Genomic DNA, 17,734 nt, shown 5'->3' with positions numbered 1-17,734 from the left:
TGGACGCGAAAGGCGCGATAGACGTACGCGCCGGATGCGTACGGCGAAGTCGTGTGGTTCGGGCGCCGCGGTGCCGGCGTTAAGTTGGCGGGATCTGTCTCGCTGGCGACGGAGGCAAAAGAGCCGTTCTCCGGGAAGAGCACGAAGTAAGCCGTAAAGCCATTGCGCAGGGAAGGCCGGAATGCTCCCGCTGCCCTGTATGCTCGTGTGCACTTTTGTTTGCGCAAATCGCACGCGAGACCGCGGGTGCAGCAAGCACCCGGTCTTCCCTGCGCCCTCTGTTTCTAAGAGGGCAAACGAAATTGCAAGCCTCGGGCGATCAGCGCCGCGAGATCGCGAAGTCATATTCAGTCGTCATCACCCACCTTGTGCGCAAATTGCGCACTGGGGCGGGTGATCCAGTATTCCAGGGACGTCAGTGATGGAATCGATAGGTCGCGGCGTACTGGATGCCCGCCTTCGCGGGCATGACGATCACGGGACGAACGTGGCCCGCGCGCATCAACTGCTACCCCAGCCGCAACTCCTCATACCGCTTCGCCGCTACCTCGTCGCACCTTGCGCGGTAGGCCGGTGCGCTGCCGCTGTAGCGGGCGACGATGCGGGTCTGCTTGCCTTCGACGTTGGAATTGATGCCGGTCATCCAGGAATTGACCTCGTTGGACAGCAGGCCTTCGCCGAGCGCCTTGACGTGGTCGGTCCAGGATTGCACGCCCTCCGGCGTCGCCTCCAGCCGCGTCAAACCCTTTTCCATCGCAAAGCGAACAAGCCCGGTGACCCAGTCGACGCTGTATTCGATGCTGCGGGGAATGTTGCCGAGCGCGGTGTGCGGTCCCATCAGCATCAGCATGTTGGGAAATTCGTGGACCATGATGCCGAGATAGGTCTCCGGTCCGCTTTTCCATTTGTCCCTGAGACGCACCCCGCCAAGCCCACGAAAATCGATCTTGTCAAAACTGCCGGTGATGGCGTCAAAACCGGTCGCGTAGACGATGATGTCGAACGCGTACTCCTTCTCGCTGGTCCTGATTCCGTTGGGCGTGATCCGCTCGATCGGCGTTTCCGTGATGTCGACGAGTTCGACATTGTCCTGGTTGTAGACCTCGTAATAGAAGGTCTCGAGCGGCAGCCGGCGGGTGCCAAAACCGTGATTCCTTGGAATCAGCTTCTCCGCCACCGCCTGGTTCTTCACCCGCTGCCGGATCTTGCGCGCCACGAAATCGGAGATCGTCGCATTCGCCTTGCGATCGATCAGTATGTCACGGAAATTACCCTGCCAGATGCCGAAGCCGCGCTCGCTATAAAGCTTTTCGTAGTTTGCCTCGCGCTCCTCGTCCGACACCTCGAAGGCGCCGCGCGGGTCCGGCGTGTGCAGGAAACAGGCGAAAGTTTCCTGGCAGCGGGCGAACATCTCGGGATATCCCGCCTTGATCTTCACTTGCGTCTCGGCGTCGATCTTGCCGTTGTGCAGCGGCGCGCACCAGTTCGGCGTGCGCTGGAACACGGTGAGATGGCCGACCTGTCCTGCAATGGTCTGGATGGTCTGCACGCCGGTCGCGCCGGTGCCGATCACGGCGACGCGCTTGCCGGCGAAATCGACAGGCTCCTTCGGCCATCGCGCGGTATGAAAGGAGGCGCCTCTGAAATCGTCGCGACCCTCGATCCTCGGCAGCGTGGGGGTCGAGAGGGGCCCGATCGCGGTAATCAGGAATCGCGCGCTGTGCTGGCTGCCGTCTTCGAGCGTAATGCTCCAGCTCCGCGAGCCTTCATCGTAAACCGCCGCCGTCACCCGGCTTCGAAACTGGATATCGCGGCGCAGGTCGAACTTGTCGGCGACGTAATTGAGATAGCGCAGCGTCTCCGGCTGGCCGGCAAAGTGCTCCGACCACTCCCATTCCTGCAGCAACTCCTTGGAGAACGAATAGCCGTAGGAATAGCTCTCCGAATCGAATCGCGCGCCGGGATAGCGGTTCCAGTACCAGGTGCCGCCGACATCGGTGCCGGCCTCGAACACGCGCACGCGAAAACCCCGTTCGCGCAGCCGGTAGAGCTGGTACAGGCCCGACATGCCCGCGCCGATAATGATGGCGTCGTAGTCCGGAATTGGCGTCGCTCCCTCGCTTGTGGTTTGCGCCAAGGCTATCCGGTCTCGCGGCAGTGGACAAACCCTGCATGGACGCGTGGCAGGGTTGCAGGTTTGCCGCTAGCCGGTCTCGGTCGGCTTTACTCACAACCGCATCTGCCCCTATCGTCCGGATCAGGATCGCCCATCAAGCGGCGAAAGAAGGAGGGGAGGGAAGCGATGGCCCGGGCGCTGCAGCGCAAGCTGACGTCGATCGACGTCAGCGATCCCCAGCTTTATCAGGAGGACACCTGGCGGGCGTTGTTTGCGCAACTGCGCCGTGACGATCCGGTGCATTTTTGCGAGGCCTCACCGTTCGGGCCGTACTGGTCGGTGACGCGTTACGACGACATTTTTGCGGTCGAGCTTGATCACGATACCTATTCGTCGAGTTCGGAACTCGGCGGTATTCAGGTGGCTGACCAGGCCAAAGGGCGCGAGATCTCAAATTTCATCCGTATGGACCCGCCCGGCCATACCGCGCAGCGACGCACCGTCGCGCCGATCGTGGCGCCGTCCAATCTCGCCAATTTCGAACCACTGATCCGCAAGCGCACATGCGATGTGCTGGACGCGCTGCCGCGCAACGAGACCTTCGATTGGGTCGAGCGGGTCTCGACCGATCTCACCAATATGATGCTGGCGACGCTGTTCGATTTTCCTTGGGAAGACCGTCAAAGGCTGACCTGGTGGTCCGACGTTGCGATCGCCAATGTCAATTCGCCTGATGCCGTCGTGCATTCGGAAACCGAACGTTTCGATGAGCTGGTCAAGATGGGCGAATATTTCCGCAAATTGTGGGAAGCGCGGGCCGACGCGCCGCCGACCTTCGACCTGATCTCGATGCTGTCGCATTCCGAGGCCACGCGCCATCTGCAACCGCGCGAATTCATCGGCACGATCGCGCTGCTGATCGTCGGCGGCAACGACACCACCCGCAATTCCATGAGCGGCGGGCTGACGGCCCTGGTGGAAAATCCCGGGCAGTTCGAGCTGGTCCGCGCGCGGCGCGAACTGATCCCGAACCTGGTTTCCGAAATCATCCGCTATCACACGCCGGTGCTGCACATGCGCCGCACCGCGCGCCGCGATACCGAACTCGCCGGCCGCCGCATCACCAAGGGCGACAAGGTCGTGATGTGGTACATCTCCGGCAACCGCGACGAGAGCAAGATCGACCGCGCCGATGAATTCATCATCGACCGTGCCAAGCCGCGCCAGCATCTCGCCTTCGGCGCCGGCATCCACCGCTGCGTCGGCGACCGCCTCGCCGAACAGCAAATCCGCATTCTCTGGGAGGAAATATTGAACCGCGACCTTCGCTTTGAGATTATGGGCCCGCCGCAACGGCTCTATTCGAATTTCATCCGCGGCATCCGTAGCCTTCCGGTGAGGATTGTTAATTAGGCCGTCATTCCGGGATGGTCCGAAGGACCAGACCCGGAATCTCGAGATTCCGGGTTCGATGCTGCGCATCGCCCCGGAATGACGGAAGGAAACATCAAGGAACAAGAATGAAGCACGATCCCGTTGACGTCCTGATCATCGGCGCCGGCGCGTCCGGCGCCGCGGTGGCGTGGAGCCTGGCCGAAACCAAGATGCACATTCTCTGCCTCGATCAGGGCGGCTGGATGAACCCGTCCGACTATCCGAGCACCGGCCGCGACTGGGAAGCGAAGTTCTACGGCGACTGGTCGACCAGCCCGAATATCCGCGGCCGGCCCGAGGACTATCCGATCAATGACGACAACTCGCCGATCAAGGTCGTGAACTTCAACGGCGTCGGCGGCTCGACGGTGATGTACACCGCGCACTGGCCGCGGCTGCATCCCTCCGACTTCAAGGTGAAGACGCTCGACGGCGTCGCGGACGACTGGCCGATCGATTACGACGCGCTCACGCCGTTCTTCGAGGAGAACGACCGGATCATGGGTGTATCGGGCCTGTCAGGCGATCCGATGTCGCCGCTGACGCACCCGCCGATGCCGCCGCAGCCGCTCGGGCTGTCCGGCCCGCTGATCGGCAAGGCCATGAACAAGCTCGGCTGGCACTGGTGGCCGTCGGATACGACGGTTGCGACGATGGATTACGAAGGGCGGGCGCGCTGCATCAACCTCGGCCATTGCACGCCGGCCTGCGCACAGGGCGCAAAGGCCTCGACCGACATCACCTATTGGCCGCATGCGCTCCGCGCCGGCGTCGAACTCAAGACCCATTGCCGCGTGCGCGAGATCCTGACCAACGAGGACGGCATGGCCTCGGGCGTCGTCTACTACGACAAGGATGGCGTCGAGCAGTTCCAGCCGGCCGAGGTCGTCATCATCGCCTGCAACGGTGTTGGCACGCCGCGGCTATTGCTGAATTCGGTCTCCGGCCGTTTCCCGAACGGGTTAGCCAATTCATCCGGCCTGGTCGGCAAGAACCTGATGTTTCATCCCTATGCGCAGATCTACGGTTTTGTGAAGGAGCCGACCGACAGCAACCGCGCGCCGCCGACCTGCCTCTGGAGCAAGGAGTTTTACGACACCGATCTCTCGCGCGGCTTCGTGCGCGGCTACGGTATTCAGTTCGTTCGCGGCGCGGGACCGGTGTTCGAAGCCGTCGCGAGCGAGCAGAAGGGCATTTTGCCGTGGGGCGCGGAGCATCACCGCGTGTTCCGCAAGCTCAACGGCCATCGGCTGGGCGTCTCCGCCATTTGCGAGGATCTCCCGGAAGAGCATAACCGCGTCACGCTCGACCCCGTCTTGAAGGACAGCCACGGTATCCCGGCGCCGAGGATCGACTACACGATCAGCGAGAACAGCCGGAAAATGATGGAGCACGGATTGGCGCGCGGCCGAGAGATTCTCGAGGCCGCCGGCGCGACCGACATCTGCACCAACAGTCCTATCCCCTGGGGCGGCTGGCATCTACTCGGCACCGCGCGGATGGGCACTGATCCTGCACGCTCCGTGGTCAACGAATGGGGCCGGTCGCACGACGTGAAGAACCTCTTCATCGTCGACGGCAGCGTGTTCGTGACGTCAGGCGGCGTCAACCCGACCTCTACCATTCAGGCGATCGCGCTCTACGTCGCCGACCAGATGAAGCAACGCCTTGCCAACCTTTTCGATTGAGACCGCCATGTCCGCAAATGAACTGACCTCAGCCCAACGCGACGATCTCCGCACCGTCGCTGCGATGATTGTTCCCGCCAGCGAAGAGTACAAGGTGCCCGGCGCGGACGATCCGGCGATCCAGGCCGACATGCTGACGACGCTCGGCCGCGACGCCGCGCTGGTTGCGCAGGCGCTCGATCATCTGGCGCGTCTCGCCGGCCAACCGCTGGCTGAACTCGATACGGCCAAACGCGATGGCGTTGCGAATGAGTTCCGCGCCACGGGGCGCGCTGCGGCGGCGACGCTCGTCCGCGTCGTCCTGCAATGCTACTACCGCGATGAGCGCGTGCTGCGCTCGCTCGGGCTCGAGTTGCGCGCACCGTTCCCCAAGGGCTACACGCTGAACGAGGGCGACTGGTCGCTGCTCGATCCCGTCAGGGTGCGGCAGGCGACGCTCCGGCGGGCGCCCTAGCAGGCCAGCCCTGCGCGGGCTGCGGGCATCTTGCACCGGCGGTTCCCGGCCACCATCTGATGAAGCCGAAGGAATCTCGCCATGTTGGATTTTACCTCAGATATTGCCGATGACGGGCTGTCATCGGCCGCGGAACCCACCCCTGCAAACGACCAGGTTCTGCTCGATGCCTATTCCAATGCCGTGATCGACGTGACCGAACGCGTCGGTCCTGCCGTCGTGCGCGTCGAGACCGGGCCGAAGGTGCGCAGCGTGCGTGAGCGCGGCGGACTTGGCTCGGGCATCGTGATCTCGCCGGACGGCCTGGTGCTGACCAACAGCCATGTGGTCGGATCGTCGAAAGAAATCCGCCTGCGCGACATCGAGGGCTTCGTCACCGATGCCCACGTGCTCGGCGTCGATCCCGATACCGACCTCGCGCTGCTGCGGGCCGATGGGGCGCGCGATCTGCGTTACGCCTCGCTCGGCAATTCCAAGAGCCTGCGCCGCGGCCAGTTGGTGGTGGCGATCGGCAATCCGCTCGGCTTTGAATCGACGGTAACGGCCGGCGTGGTGTCGGCGCTTGGCCGTTCGATCCGCTCGGTGAGCGGGCGGACCATCGAGGACGTGATCCAGACCGACGCCGCGCTCAACCCGGGCAATTCCGGCGGGCCGCTGGTGTCGTCAGCGGCGGAAGTCATCGGCATCAACACCGCCATCATCAACGGCGCGCAAGGCATCTGTTTTGCGGTCGCCAGTAACACCGCGCAGTTCGTGCTGTCCGAGATCATCCGCCACGGCTATGTCCGCCGCGCCTATATCGGCGTTGCCGGCCAGACCGTGCCGATCCCGCGTCGGCACGCCGTGGTCGCCGGCGTCGACAACAAGATGGGCGCACTACTGGCGCAGATCGAGCCGGATAGCCCGGCCGAGAAGGCCGGCCTGTTGCCGGGCGACGTCGTGATCAAGCTCGACGGCGTCGAGATCAACGGCGTCGACGACCTGATCCGCGCCCTCGATCGCGACCGCATCGGTCGCACGCTGGCGATGGACGTGCTGCGAATGGGAAGGCTGCGTGCGATCGATATTCATCCCATCGAGCGCAAGCCGGCCGCGCGGCAGTAATATCAAACCCTCATGGTGAGGAGCCGCGAAGCGGCGTCTCGAACCATGAGGCCACAGACCGGCCTGCATCCTTCGAGACGCAGGCTCGCGCCTGCTCCTCAGGATGAGGGGTGAGAGCGGAGTTCGATTGCTGCTACCGCAACGCCGCCAGTAACTCGTCAGGCGCCTCGGCCATGATCATGTGGCCGGCGCCGGGCACCACGACAGTGCGTGAATTCGGCGTCGCTGCCGCGAGAGTCTTGCCGGCCTTCGCTGGCGTCATCATGTCGCGCTCGCCGAGAATGAAGGTGGCGGGCACCTTGACCTGCGCGGCGGCAGCGAGCGCGCCCTGATAGGCGTTGCAGGCATTGAGGTCATTGTACAGCACACCCGGCCGCGTCTGCTGCAGCACGCGCTGCGCGCCCTGATGCATCCAAAGCCCCGGCGCGAGGCTGCCGCCGAGTTCGGCCTTGAAGCCGAGACCCCAGATCGAGACCATGTCGATGGCATCGGGATTGTTGAACTCAGCGGCCTTGAGCAGATCGGGCCCCACCGTCATCGCGGCGGCGGTGCCGATCAAGCTCAGGCCGGAAACCTTGTCGGGATGCCGCGCCGACGCCTCCAGCGCGATCAGCGATCCCATCGAGTGGCCGACCAGTCTTGCCTTGGGTGCGCCGGCCGCATCGAGCAACGCGGCGGTCCAGTCGGCCATGTCGGCAATGGTCGGAAGCGGCGCACCCGACGAGCGCCCGTGCGCCGGCAAGTCCGGCGCCAGCACGGAATAGCCGTGATGGGCGAACCAGCGGCTGTGCAGCGCCCAGGTCGAATGGTCGAACCCTGCGCCGTGCAGCATCACGACCGCAGGCAGCGCCGGATCGAACGGACGGCCGCCGGTAGCAACGAAGACATCAGCACCATTGACGGAAAGCTGCATGGCTCAAACCTTCTGCGATGCGCGAAGCGCCTGGCCGAGATCGTCGATGATGTCGGAAACGGTTTCGATGCCGACCGACAGCCGAACCAGTTCTTCGCCGACCCCTGCGGCCTTCAACTGCGCGGCGTCCATCTGCTGATGCGTGGTGCTGGCGGGGTGAATCACCAGCGTCTTGGCGTCGCCGACATTGGCGAGGTGGCTGATCATCCGGAGGGACTCGATGAATTTTTTGCCCGCCGCGCGTCCGCCCTTGATGCCGAAAGAGACGATCGATCCTGCGCCGCGCGGCAGCAGCCGTTTTGCGAGTTGATGATCGGGATGGCTCTCCAGTGCCGGGTGCAGCACCCAGTCGACCGCCTTGTTGGCGGTAAGTGCCTCGAGCACCGCGAGCGTGTTGCTCATGTGGCGCTCCATGCGGACGCCCAGCGTCTCGACGCCCTGCAACAGCTGGAACGCATTGGTCGGCGACAGGCAGGCGCCAAAGTCGCGCAGTCCCTCGGTGCGCGCGCGCATGATGAAGGCAGCCTGGCCGAACTGCTCGTCGAAGACAATGCCGTGATAGCCGGCATAGGGCTCGGTGAGCTGGGGGAATTTGCCGGAGGCATGCCAGTCGAACCGGCCGCCATCGACGATGACGCCACCGATCGCAATGCCGTGGCCGCCGATCCATTTGGTCGCTGAATTCATCACAATATCGGCGCCGAGCTCGATCGGGCGGCTCAGGAACGGCGTCGCAAAGGTGTTGTCGATCAACAGCGGAATCTTCGCGTCATGCGCGATCTGCGCGACATCAGGGATATCCAGCACCTCAAGCCCGGGATTGCCGATGGTCTCGCCGATCACCAATCGCGTATTCGGCTTGATCGCCGCGCGGAATTCATCGAGCGCACGCGGTTTTACAAACGTGGTCGTGATGCCGAAGCGCGGCAGCGTATGCGCTAGAAGATTGATGGTGCCGCCATAGAGCGAAGCCGAGGCGACGATGTGGTCGCCGGCATTGAGTAGGGTTGCGATCGCCAGATGCATCGCGGCCATGCCGCTCGCCGTGCAGATCGCGCCGACGCCGGCTTCCAGCGCGGCGAGGCGCTCCTCGAGCACGGCGGTCGTCGGATTGGAAATCCGCGTGTAGATGTGCCCGGCGCGTTCCAGGTTGAACAGCGCAGCGGCATGGTCGGAATCCTGGAACACGTAGGACGTGGTCTGATAGATCGGAACCGCGCGGGCGCCGGTCGCGGGGTCCGGGCGCTGGCCCGCGTGCAGGCTCAGGGTCTCGAAAGCAGGCGGCTTGGGTGCGGGCATGCGGGGCTCGTCAAATCGGTTGGTCTTGGATGGATATTTCGCAGCTCAGACGTGCACGGGAGTGCGGACGCGGCCGGCATTGCCGAACACGCGCAGATAACGCTCGACTTCGGACGCGGAGCCGGTCGCCTTCTCGGGATTGTCGGACAGCTTGACCGCCGGCCGTCCATCGACCGAGGTCACCTTGCAAACCAGCGAGATCGGATCAAGAGCGGCAGACCCGTCGGGCGCGCAGCCGACGAAATCATTGGTGAGGTTGGTGCCCCAGCCGAACGAGATACGGACGCGTCCCGCGAAATGGCGATAGGTCTCCTCGATCGAGTCGACATCCATGCCGTCGGAGAAAACCAGAAGCTTCTCTCTGGGATCGCGGCCCTTATGCTTCCACCACTTGATGATCTCCTCGCCGGCCGTGATCGGCGGCGCGCTGTCCGGGCGAAAGCCGGTCCAGTCGGCGACCCAGTCTGGTGCGTCGCGCAAAAACACCTTGGTGCCGAAGGCGTCGGGCAGGGCGATCAGAAGATTGCCGCCATAGGTGTGCCGCCACTGATCGAGAATGCGATAGGGCGCCCAGCGCAATTCCTCATCGGAATTCGCAAGCGCCGCTGCGACCATCGGCAATTCATGCGCATTGGTACCGATCGCTTCGAGATCGTTGTCCATCGCCAGCAGCACGTTGGAAGTGCCGGTGAACGAAGGCCCGAGGCCTTCCTTGACGGCCTCGACGCACCAGCGTTGCCAAAGATGCCCATGGCGGCGGCGGGTGCCGAAGTCGGAAAGCCGCAGGCCTTCGAGCTTGCGAAGCCGTTCGACCTTGGACCACAGCTTGGCCTTGGCGCGCGCGTAGAGCACGTCAAGCACGAAGCGGCCCTGTCCCTTGGTTGCCTGGCGCGAGCGCAGCTCGTTCATGATCGCAAGCGCCGGGATCTCCCACATCGTGGTGTGGGTCCACGGCCCGTGGAAGTGCAACTCGTACTGGCCGTCGACCTTGTTCAATTCGTATTCGGGCAGGCGGAAGTTGGAGAGCCAGTTGATGAAGTCGGGCGAGAACATCTGGGTCTTGCCGTAGAACGTATTACCCGCGAGCCAGATCAGCTCCTTCTTGGTGAAGCGGATGGAGCGCGCATGGTCGAGCTGCGCGCGCAGTTCGCCCTCGTCGATGATCTCGGCAAGGCGCACCTGCTTGGTGCGGTTGATGACCGAAAAGGTAACGCGCTGATCCGGATAGAATTCGCGGATCATCTGCTGCATCAAAAGCTTGTAAAAATCGGTATCGAGCAGGCTGCGCACGATCGGGTCGAGCCGCCAGCCATGGTTATAGGTCCGGGATGCAATATCGGTAACTGCCATGGCGGAACTCTATCGTGCCGGGGGCCGCCCAACCAGTGGGTTTTGCCGGCGGCATGGCTGCTCGGCGCGCTATTCCTGCCGAATCCGCCCGACCGCCGCCTGGATACCAGTCCAGGCAGGCTTGTCCGGGGCGAATTGCCGCCTGAGATAAGCGGCGAGTTCCGCGATCTGGCCGTCGGTCAGGCTGTCCCTGAAGGCCGGCATATAGCCGAGATCGGTTGCGGCCGGCTTGGCGATGCCGTGCAGGATGAGCTGGATCAGATTGTCGGGCACGGCGCTGTGCAGATTGCTGTTCAGCGCCAGCGACGGCCGGCTGCCGAACAGCGGTGCGCCGCCGACCTCGTGACACACCGCGCAGGCGCCCTGGTAGATCCGGGCGCCGGTGCCGGACGCAGCCGACGCGCGCGTGCCGGTCGAGGACTCCAGTTTCGCGGCGCGCGCTTGCTGTGCCGCGTGATCCATGGCGGTCTCGTTGAAGGAAGCGAGATAGGCCGCCATGGCGCGAATGTCGGAATCCGGAAGCGCTGTGAGCTCCTTCACCACGGGCGCCATCGGCCCGGCGGCGACGCCGTGAAGGCGCGACTCGCCGGTTCGCAAGTAAGCGTACAGCTCGTCCTCACTCCACGGGATCGGCGCCCGCGACAGCGATGTCAGCGCCGGCGCTTCCCAGCCTTCCGCGAATCCTCCGGCGAGGTAGGCGTTCGCCTTTTCCGCGCCCAGTGCATTGCGCGGCGAATGGCAGGCGCTGCAATGGCCGAGCCCTTCGACCAGATAGGCGCCGCGATTCCACGCTTCGGATTTGGCCGGGTTTGGCTGGAACGTACCGGGCTTGTGGAACAGCGCATTCCAGCCCGCCATCAGCGGGCGAACGTTGAACGGAAACGCCAGCGCAGTCCGCGGCGTCTCCGCGCGCACCGCCGGCTGTGCCATCAGATAGGCATAGAGCGCCTGCGTGTCGGCGTCGGTAGTCCTGGCGAAATGCGTGTAGGGGAATGCCGGATAGAGATGTCGTCCGTCGCGATGGATGCCCTCGCGCATCGCGCGCTCGAAGGCGGGATAGGACCACGCGCCGATTCCGGTTTCGACATCGGGAGTGATATTGGTGGAGTAGATCGTGCCGAAAGGCGTAGGCAGCGCCTTGCCGCCGGCGTTGAGGGTACCATTCGCCGACGTGTGGCAGACCGCGCAGTCGCCGAGCGCGGCGAGTTGCTGGCCTCGCGCGATGGTCGCGGCCGAATAGACCGAGGCATCGGGACGCGCGATGGGCGCGATCGCGCGCCATGGCAGCACGGCGGCGCCGATGCCGATCGCGGCAGCGCACAGGGCCGCGGCTGTCGCGAAAACGCCGCTGCGTCCGCCGAACGGATTCTGCCATCTGTTCTGATCGGGCTGCGGCGCGGATACCGGCGGCGGCAACGCTTCCGGCGTCGCCTGCGCCTCGCCGCGCAGCCCTCGCAGAATGCGATCCGGCGTGAACGGCAATTCGCGAAAGCGCACACCGGTCGCATCAAAGATCGCGTTGGCGATGGCAGCCGCGCTCGGGACCGAGGCGGATTCTCCGACGCCGAGCGGCGGCTGGTCCTGCCGCGGCAACATCAACACGTCGATCTCGGGGACGTCGGGGAATTTGATGATGGGGTAGGCGCCCCATTCGCGCGCCGTCACGGAGGTGCGGTCGAACGACACTTCCTCCATCAGCGCGCGGCTGGTCGACTGGATGACGTTGCCGTGGATCTGGTGCCGGACGCCGTCCGGATTGATCATCAGGCCGGAGTCCTGGCCTGCGACCACGCGCGTCACGCTGACGTCGCCGGTCGCCTTGTTGACCGCGACGTCCGCAATCCAGGCCGACCACGCCGCGCCATAACCGGGAAACTTGCTGTGTACATAGAGCGCATAGGCAAAGCCGCGTCCGCGAACGATGTTGCCCTCGGCTTCCAGCTTCTGCCGTACCGGCCGCGGCTTCCAGTCAGCACGCGCGGCCACCGCATTGACGAGATCAATCGCGCGCGGGTCCTTCAGGTAGCGCAGGCGATATTCGATCGGATCGACGCCGGCTTCGTCAGCGCATTCGTCGATCCAGGATTCATGCGCAAAGGTGTTAGGCAGCGCGGAGACGCCGCGCAGCCACGAAGCGCGCACGATCGGCGGCATGTCGTTCGCGACCACGCGCAGGTTCTCATAGTCGTAAGGCGGGATCGCGGTGCGGTCGCCCATCTCGAAGATGGCGGGCGTGTGCGGGATGGTTCCGGTCAACAGCAGCGCCAGCGTCGGCGCGCCGTTGGATGGATAGCGCGTGGCAAAATCATAACCGGCGACGCTGCCGTCGGCGTTCAATCCGCCGTTGACGTCCATCAACTGCGCGGTGCCCTTTGGCTCCCACGCATTTTCCTGCTCACGCGTCAATTGCACGCGAACGGGCCGGCCGACGGCCCGCGACAGCAACACTGCGTCGGCAGAAACGTCGTCGGCGCAATTGCGGCCGTAGCAGCCGGCGGCCTCCATCCGGATCACCTCGATCTCGGCTTCGCGGCGATGAATCAGCCGTGCCAGCTCGGTACGCAGATGATGCGGATTCTGCGTGCCGGACCAGACCCTGGTCTGATCTTCCTGATAGTCGGCGACCGCGCAGGATGGGCCGATCGAGGCATGCATCTGATAAGGCCAGACGTAGGTTCGCGGCATCGGCTTCGCGGCACCGGCAATCGCTGCATCGACGTTACCCTTGTCAATCAGCGTTCGCGGCGTCGACGGATTGGCGCGCAGCGCGGTTTCGATATCCCCGAGGTCGGGCAGCGTCGGCACCGGCTTCCAGATGACCTTCAATTGTGCCGCGGCCTTGATCGCGTTCTCCTCGCGCTCGGCGACGACGCCGACGAAGTCGCCGATACGGACTACAGCGACGAGGCCGGGAATGTCGCGCACCGAAGTCTCGTCGACGACGATCAGGCTGTTGCCGATGAAATCACCGACATCGACGCCGGCATAGGGCGGACGAACAACGCGGCCATGCAGCATGCCGGGCACGCGCATGTCGTGAACGTAAACCAGTTCGCCGGTCGCTTTCGCCGGCAGATCGACGCGCGGCACGGACTGTCCGACGATGCTGTAGGCATCGGCAGACTTCACGGGAACATCATCGGCCAGTTCAAGCTGGATGGTCTCGCCCGCGATCAGTTCGCCATAGCTGACGCTGCGATTGTCCTTGCCGCGGACCAGGCCGTCTTCAACGATGAGATCCTCGATCGGAAGCTCCAGCCGCGCCGCCGCGCGCGCGACCAGAAACTGCCGTGCCTGCGCCGCGGCCTTGCGCAGCGGCACGGCGGTGATCTGGATCGTTTCGCTGGCAATCGTCGCGCCCTGGTTGGGGACCAGCGATGTATCGCCAAGCACGACGACGACACGCGCGAAGGAGACGTCGAGTTCCTCCGCAACGATCTGCCCGAGCGCGGTACGAATGCCGGTGCCGAGATCGACATGGCCGTTATAGGCGGTGACCGATCCGTCAGCGGTGATTTTGATGAAGGTCTCGAACTTGACGGCCTCGACAGGCGAGGCAGGGCGAAAGACCGACAGCGTTCCCTGCGGTCGTTCACGATCCCCGAGAGAGTTCGGCGCCATCATCACGTCTGTGCCTCAACGGCACGGCCCGCGGCGCGCATTGCCGCGCGCATGATCTCGATGTGCGCGCCGCAACGACACAGATGATGCCGCAGCGCTTCCAGCACTTCGTCGTTCGACGGGTGAGGGGAACGCAACAGCAAAGCCTTGGTCGCGATGATCATGCCGTTGAGGCAATAGCCGCATTGCGCAGCCTGTTCGCGGATGAAGGCCTGCTGCACCGGATCGGGATGCTCGCGCGAGCCGAGGCCTTCGAGCGTTACGATGTCGCGCCCGCTGCAGCCCTCGATCGGGATCACGCAGGACCGCGCGGCGACGCCGTCGATCAGCACGGCGCAGGCGCCGCATTCGCCGAGACCGCAGCCGTATTTCGGTCCGTTCAAGGCGAGGTCGTTGCGCAGCACGTACAGCAGTGCAGTGTCGGGCGCGGCATCGACATCGCTGGTCTTGCCGTTGACGGTCAGGCGCATCGTGCTCTGCGTCATGCTCCCCTAAGCCTTCGTTGCGCTGCAAAACTCTGTGCGGAACGCCCGGGGAAAGATACCGTTTGTGTACAAACGTGCAAGTCGTGCGATCCCGCGCTGCAGCGCGCTGCTTGCTTTATGAACAGAGCGGCGAGGCAAATGCGGTATTATGCGGCAAGTCGGGCCTTTCGCTGCAGCGGCGGCTTGACAGCGTTTCCGTCCGCGCGCAACATCATTCGTATACGAACAAGATGGTCAACCCCGCGAAGCAGCGGGTATGATCGGCGCCTTCTCGACTGCAGGCTTGTTCATGACCGATGCGATGACCGCCGGCGGTGGCGACAAGATCCGCTGCGATGCCTGTCCGGTGATGTGCTACATCAAGCCGGGCTCGGCCGGCGCGTGCGATCGATACGCCAATCACAACGGCGAGCTGGTGCGCGTCGATCCGCATATCGTGCTGGAACAGACGGTGTCGCATGGCGGGCGGCTGGTGCCGTTCCAGGCCGGCGGCGATTGGGACGGCAAGATCGTCCACGAGCCGAACGTGTTCGTCACCGCCATCGGTGCCGGCACCACCTATCCCGATTACAAGCCGGCGCCCTTCATCGTGTCGTCGGAAGTCGATGGCGTCGACATGGTCACGGTCGTGACCGAAGGCATTTTCAGCTATTGCGGCGTCAAGGTGAAGATCGACACCGACCGCTATCTCGGCCCGGAAACGGCGACCGTCCGCGCGGAAGGCGAGGCGATCGGCCATGTGACAACCAGCGAATACGGCTCGCAGATGCTCTCCCTCGGCGGCGTGCATCATCTGACCGGCGGTTCCAAGAAGGAAGGCCGCGTCACCTGCGACGCGCTGATGGACCTTTCCAACTGCAAGCCGGTGGAGCTGACGATCGACGGTGGCGCCACGGTCGTGGTGCAGGCCGGCTATCCCCCCGTCGTCAATGGCGTTGCCGAAGAGCGCATGCGGGTGGGGTGCGGCTCGGCGACCATCGGCATGTTCGCCAAGCAATGGCATGGCAAGGTCGACGAGGTCGTGGTCGTGGACGACCACATCACCGGCGTTCTCAGTGAACACCAGGCCGGCAAGCTGCTCGATATTCCTGATACCGGGATCAAGATGAAGGGGCGGCGCTCGACGCCGGGCCGTTATTTCCAGGTCGCCGATCCCGGCACCGGGTGGGGCGGCACCAATATTTCCGATCCGCTGTCAGTGCTGGGGCCGTTCAATCCGAAGGAGGCGCGACCCGGGCTGACCATGCTGATGGTCTCGACCACGGGCGAGCACGCCGCTTATTACGAGCTTGATGAGGCGCTGCGGCCCATCGAGAAAGAGATGCCGCCCGATCTAAAATTCTCGGTCGAGCGTATCCAGGAAAATTGCGAGCCGGCGCTGTGCACGGTGCTGTTCATGGGCGGCGCCGGCGGCTCGCTGCGCGCCGGCGTCACCGACAATCCGGTGCGGCTGACGCGCTCGGTAAAGGACGCGCTGACGCGGGTCACCAGCGGCGGCGCGCCTGTCTATGTCTGGCCCGGCGGTGGCATCACCTTCATGGTCGATGTCACACAGATGCCGGCCGGCGCCTTCGGCTATGTTCCGACGCCGGCGCTGGTGGCGCCGATTGAGTTCACGCTGCGGCTTTCCGACTATGCCGCGCTCGGTGGCCACATGGATCACGTCCGTCCGCTGGCGTCGCTGCGGGACAACACTGAAACCCGTCCGATGCCCTATATGCCGGGACGGCGCGTATGAAACGGCTCCCGCAAATCGCGCTTCTTCCTGACGGCAAGCGGCTGCATTTGCAGGATGGTCCGATCGATCTGGTCATCGAGGCGAAGGGCAGGGAAGTCGACGTACGCACTGCCTACGAGGCTGCGGCGCGGCGCTTCACCGGCCTGCTCGATGAACTCTGCGAGGAGTTGGTTGGACTGCGAAGGGCCGCCGATCCAATTCAATGCTCGCTGAAAGGTGTCGTCGCGCGACGCATGCATGCGGCTGTCGCGCCGTTTGCAACGGCTGCCTTCATCACCCCGATGGCGGCGGTGGCGGGCTGCGTTGCGGAAGAAATTCTCGGCGCAATGCTTGCCGCGGCACGGCTCGACCGCGCTTACGTCAATAATGGCGGCGACATCGCGCTGCATCTCGCCGGGGACGAGCAGTTCACCGTCGGCCTGATGGACCGCCCCGACCGGCTCGGCGTGATGCGAACGATTGATATCGACGCCGACGATCCGGTGCGGGGCATCGCGACCAGCGGGCGGCACGGTCGCAGTTTTTCGCTCGGGATCGCGGATGCCGTCACCGTGCTGGCGCGCACGGCGTCGCAGGCCGATGCCGCCGCCACCATCATCGCCAATGCCGTCGATCTGCCCGGCCATCCCGCCGTGATCCGCTGCCCCGCCAACGAGTTGCAGCCCGACAGCGACCTCGGCACGCGCCTCGTCACTCGCGACGTCGGCGCGCTCCGAGAGAGCGAGATTGAGGACGCGTTGAGGGCCGGGGTTAGCCGGGCACAGCAATTGCTTGCGTCGGGATTGATCGAAGGTGCGGCCCTGCGTCTACTAGGCGAGACGGCTGTGGTGGGTGCAACAGGGATCAAGGCAGGCGCGTTGCCGGCATTTCATGAAAGCGCACTGGAAAGAATAGCCCATGTTTGATCGGGAGCGAGGCTGACAATGAGCGCGATCATTCGCAAGATCGTCACGGTGGTCGAGGAAACCCATCTGGAGATGGGACAAAAAATTGCACCACCGACCCGGCGCGCCGCAGCGATCGCCGTGATCGAGAATCCTTTTGCTGGCCGGTACGTCGAGGACCTTTCGCTGCTGATCGAAATCGGCGAGGAGCTCGGCGATCTGCTTTCGAAAAGAGCGGTGGCGGCGCTCGGCATCGACGGCGCCAAGGCGCATAGCTACGGCAAGGCCGCAGCCGTCGGCGAAAACGGCGAGCTCGAACATGCGGCGGCGATCCTGCATCCGAAGATGGGTGCGCCGGTGCGGAAAGTGCTGACCAAGGGCGCGGCGCTGATCCCGTCGTCGAAAAAGCGCAGCGGTCCGGGAACCACGCTCGACATTCCGCTCGGCCACAAGGACGCGGCCTTCGTGCGCAGTCATTTCGACGGCATGGAAGTGCAGATCAACGATGCGCCGCGCGCCAACGAGATCATGGTCGCGGTTGCGGTGACCGACAGCGGCAGGCCATTGCCGCGCGTCGGCGGGCTGACGGTTTCGGAAGTCAAAGGCGAAGACGGTTTGCGATAATTTCACAGGGTATTGGAGGTAGGG

13 protein-coding genes are annotated in these 17,734 nt (G+C 64.3%); 7 read left to right on the top strand and 6 right to left on the bottom strand.

Features of this window, described 5'->3' with window-relative positions:
* Window positions 1-508: 508 nt before the first annotated feature.
* A complete protein-coding gene (locus tag V1283_RS23810; protein ID WP_334388922.1) occupies window positions 509-2,137 on the bottom strand; it encodes a flavin-containing monooxygenase in 1,629 nt (542 codons plus the stop codon).
* A 165-nt stretch (window positions 2,138-2,302) separates the two neighbouring features.
* Here V1283_RS23810 and V1283_RS23805 point away from each other — a divergent pair, with 165 nt between their 5' ends.
* From V1283_RS23805 to V1283_RS23790, 4 genes are all read left to right on the top strand, one after another.
* Window positions 2,303-3,529: a cytochrome P450 gene (locus tag V1283_RS23805; RefSeq protein ID WP_334388921.1), complete on the top strand. Its 1,227-nt coding sequence runs from the start codon at window positions 2,303-2,305 to the stop codon at window positions 3,527-3,529.
* 107 nt (window positions 3,530-3,636) lie between these two features.
* Window positions 3,637-5,238, top strand: a complete 1,602-nt coding sequence (locus V1283_RS23800) for a GMC family oxidoreductase (protein WP_334388920.1) — start codon at window positions 3,637-3,639, stop codon at window positions 5,236-5,238.
* A 7-nt stretch (window positions 5,239-5,245) separates the two neighbouring features.
* A complete protein-coding gene (locus V1283_RS23795; RefSeq protein ID WP_334388919.1) occupies window positions 5,246-5,692 on the top strand; it encodes a hypothetical protein in 447 nt (148 codons plus the stop codon).
* Window positions 5,693-5,773: 81 nt separating this feature from the next.
* A complete protein-coding gene (locus V1283_RS23790; protein ID WP_334388918.1) occupies window positions 5,774-6,796 on the top strand; it encodes a S1C family serine protease in 1,023 nt (340 codons plus the stop codon).
* Window positions 6,797-6,929: 133 nt separating this feature from the next.
* On the opposite strand, the gene V1283_RS23785 is transcribed toward V1283_RS23790, so the two are convergent.
* From V1283_RS23785 to V1283_RS23765, 5 genes are all read right to left on the bottom strand, one after another.
* The gene (locus V1283_RS23785) at window positions 6,930-7,709 is read right to left on the bottom strand and encodes an alpha/beta fold hydrolase (protein ID WP_334388916.1); all 780 of its coding nucleotides are present in this window, start codon (window positions 7,707-7,709) and stop codon (window positions 6,930-6,932) included.
* A gap of 3 nt (window positions 7,710-7,712) precedes the next feature.
* Window positions 7,713-9,008, bottom strand: a complete 1,296-nt coding sequence (locus V1283_RS23780; protein WP_334388914.1) for an O-acetylhomoserine aminocarboxypropyltransferase — start codon at window positions 9,006-9,008, stop codon at window positions 7,713-7,715.
* Between the two features lie 45 nt (window positions 9,009-9,053).
* Entirely contained in the window at window positions 9,054-10,358 is a 1,305-nt protein-coding gene (pncB, locus tag V1283_RS23775) for a nicotinate phosphoribosyltransferase (RefSeq protein WP_334388913.1), read from the bottom strand.
* 69 nt (window positions 10,359-10,427) lie between these two features.
* Window positions 10,428-13,982 carry a molybdopterin cofactor-binding domain-containing protein gene (locus tag V1283_RS23770; protein ID WP_334388912.1) on the bottom strand — a complete coding sequence of 1,185 codons (3,555 nt, stop codon included), beginning with the start codon at window positions 13,980-13,982 and terminating at the stop codon, window positions 10,428-10,430.
* Window positions 13,982-14,464, bottom strand: a complete 483-nt coding sequence (locus tag V1283_RS23765; RefSeq protein ID WP_334388911.1) for a (2Fe-2S)-binding protein — start codon at window positions 14,462-14,464, stop codon at window positions 13,982-13,984. The genes V1283_RS23770 and V1283_RS23765 overlap by 1 nt, the downstream gene beginning before the upstream one ends.
* A 289-nt stretch (window positions 14,465-14,753) precedes the next feature.
* Between V1283_RS23765 and V1283_RS23760 the strand changes: the two genes are divergently transcribed.
* The 3 genes from V1283_RS23760 to V1283_RS23750 are packed head-to-tail and all read left to right on the top strand — an operon-like array spanning window position 14,754 to window position 17,710.
* Window positions 14,754-16,202 (top strand): 6-hydroxynicotinate reductase, encoded by a 1,449-nt coding sequence (locus V1283_RS23760; protein ID WP_334388910.1) that lies wholly within the window; start codon window positions 14,754-14,756, stop codon window positions 16,200-16,202.
* The gene (locus V1283_RS23755) at window positions 16,199-17,107 is read left to right on the top strand and encodes a UPF0280 family protein (RefSeq protein ID WP_334388909.1); all 909 of its coding nucleotides are present in this window, start codon (window positions 16,199-16,201) and stop codon (window positions 17,105-17,107) included. The genes V1283_RS23760 and V1283_RS23755 overlap by 4 nt, the downstream gene beginning before the upstream one ends.
* 18 nt (window positions 17,108-17,125) lie before the next feature.
* Window positions 17,126-17,710, top strand: coding sequence for an amino acid synthesis family protein (locus V1283_RS23750; RefSeq protein WP_334388908.1), 585 nt, complete (start codon window positions 17,126-17,128; stop codon window positions 17,708-17,710).
* The last annotated feature ends 24 nt before the right edge of the window (window positions 17,711-17,734 follow it).

Source organism: Bradyrhizobium sp. AZCC 2262, from assembly GCF_036924535.1.
Taxonomy (GTDB): domain Bacteria; phylum Pseudomonadota; class Alphaproteobacteria; order Rhizobiales; family Xanthobacteraceae; genus Bradyrhizobium.
The sequence above is the reverse complement of the archived record's forward strand: the minus strand, read 5'-3'. Positions and strand labels throughout refer to the sequence as shown.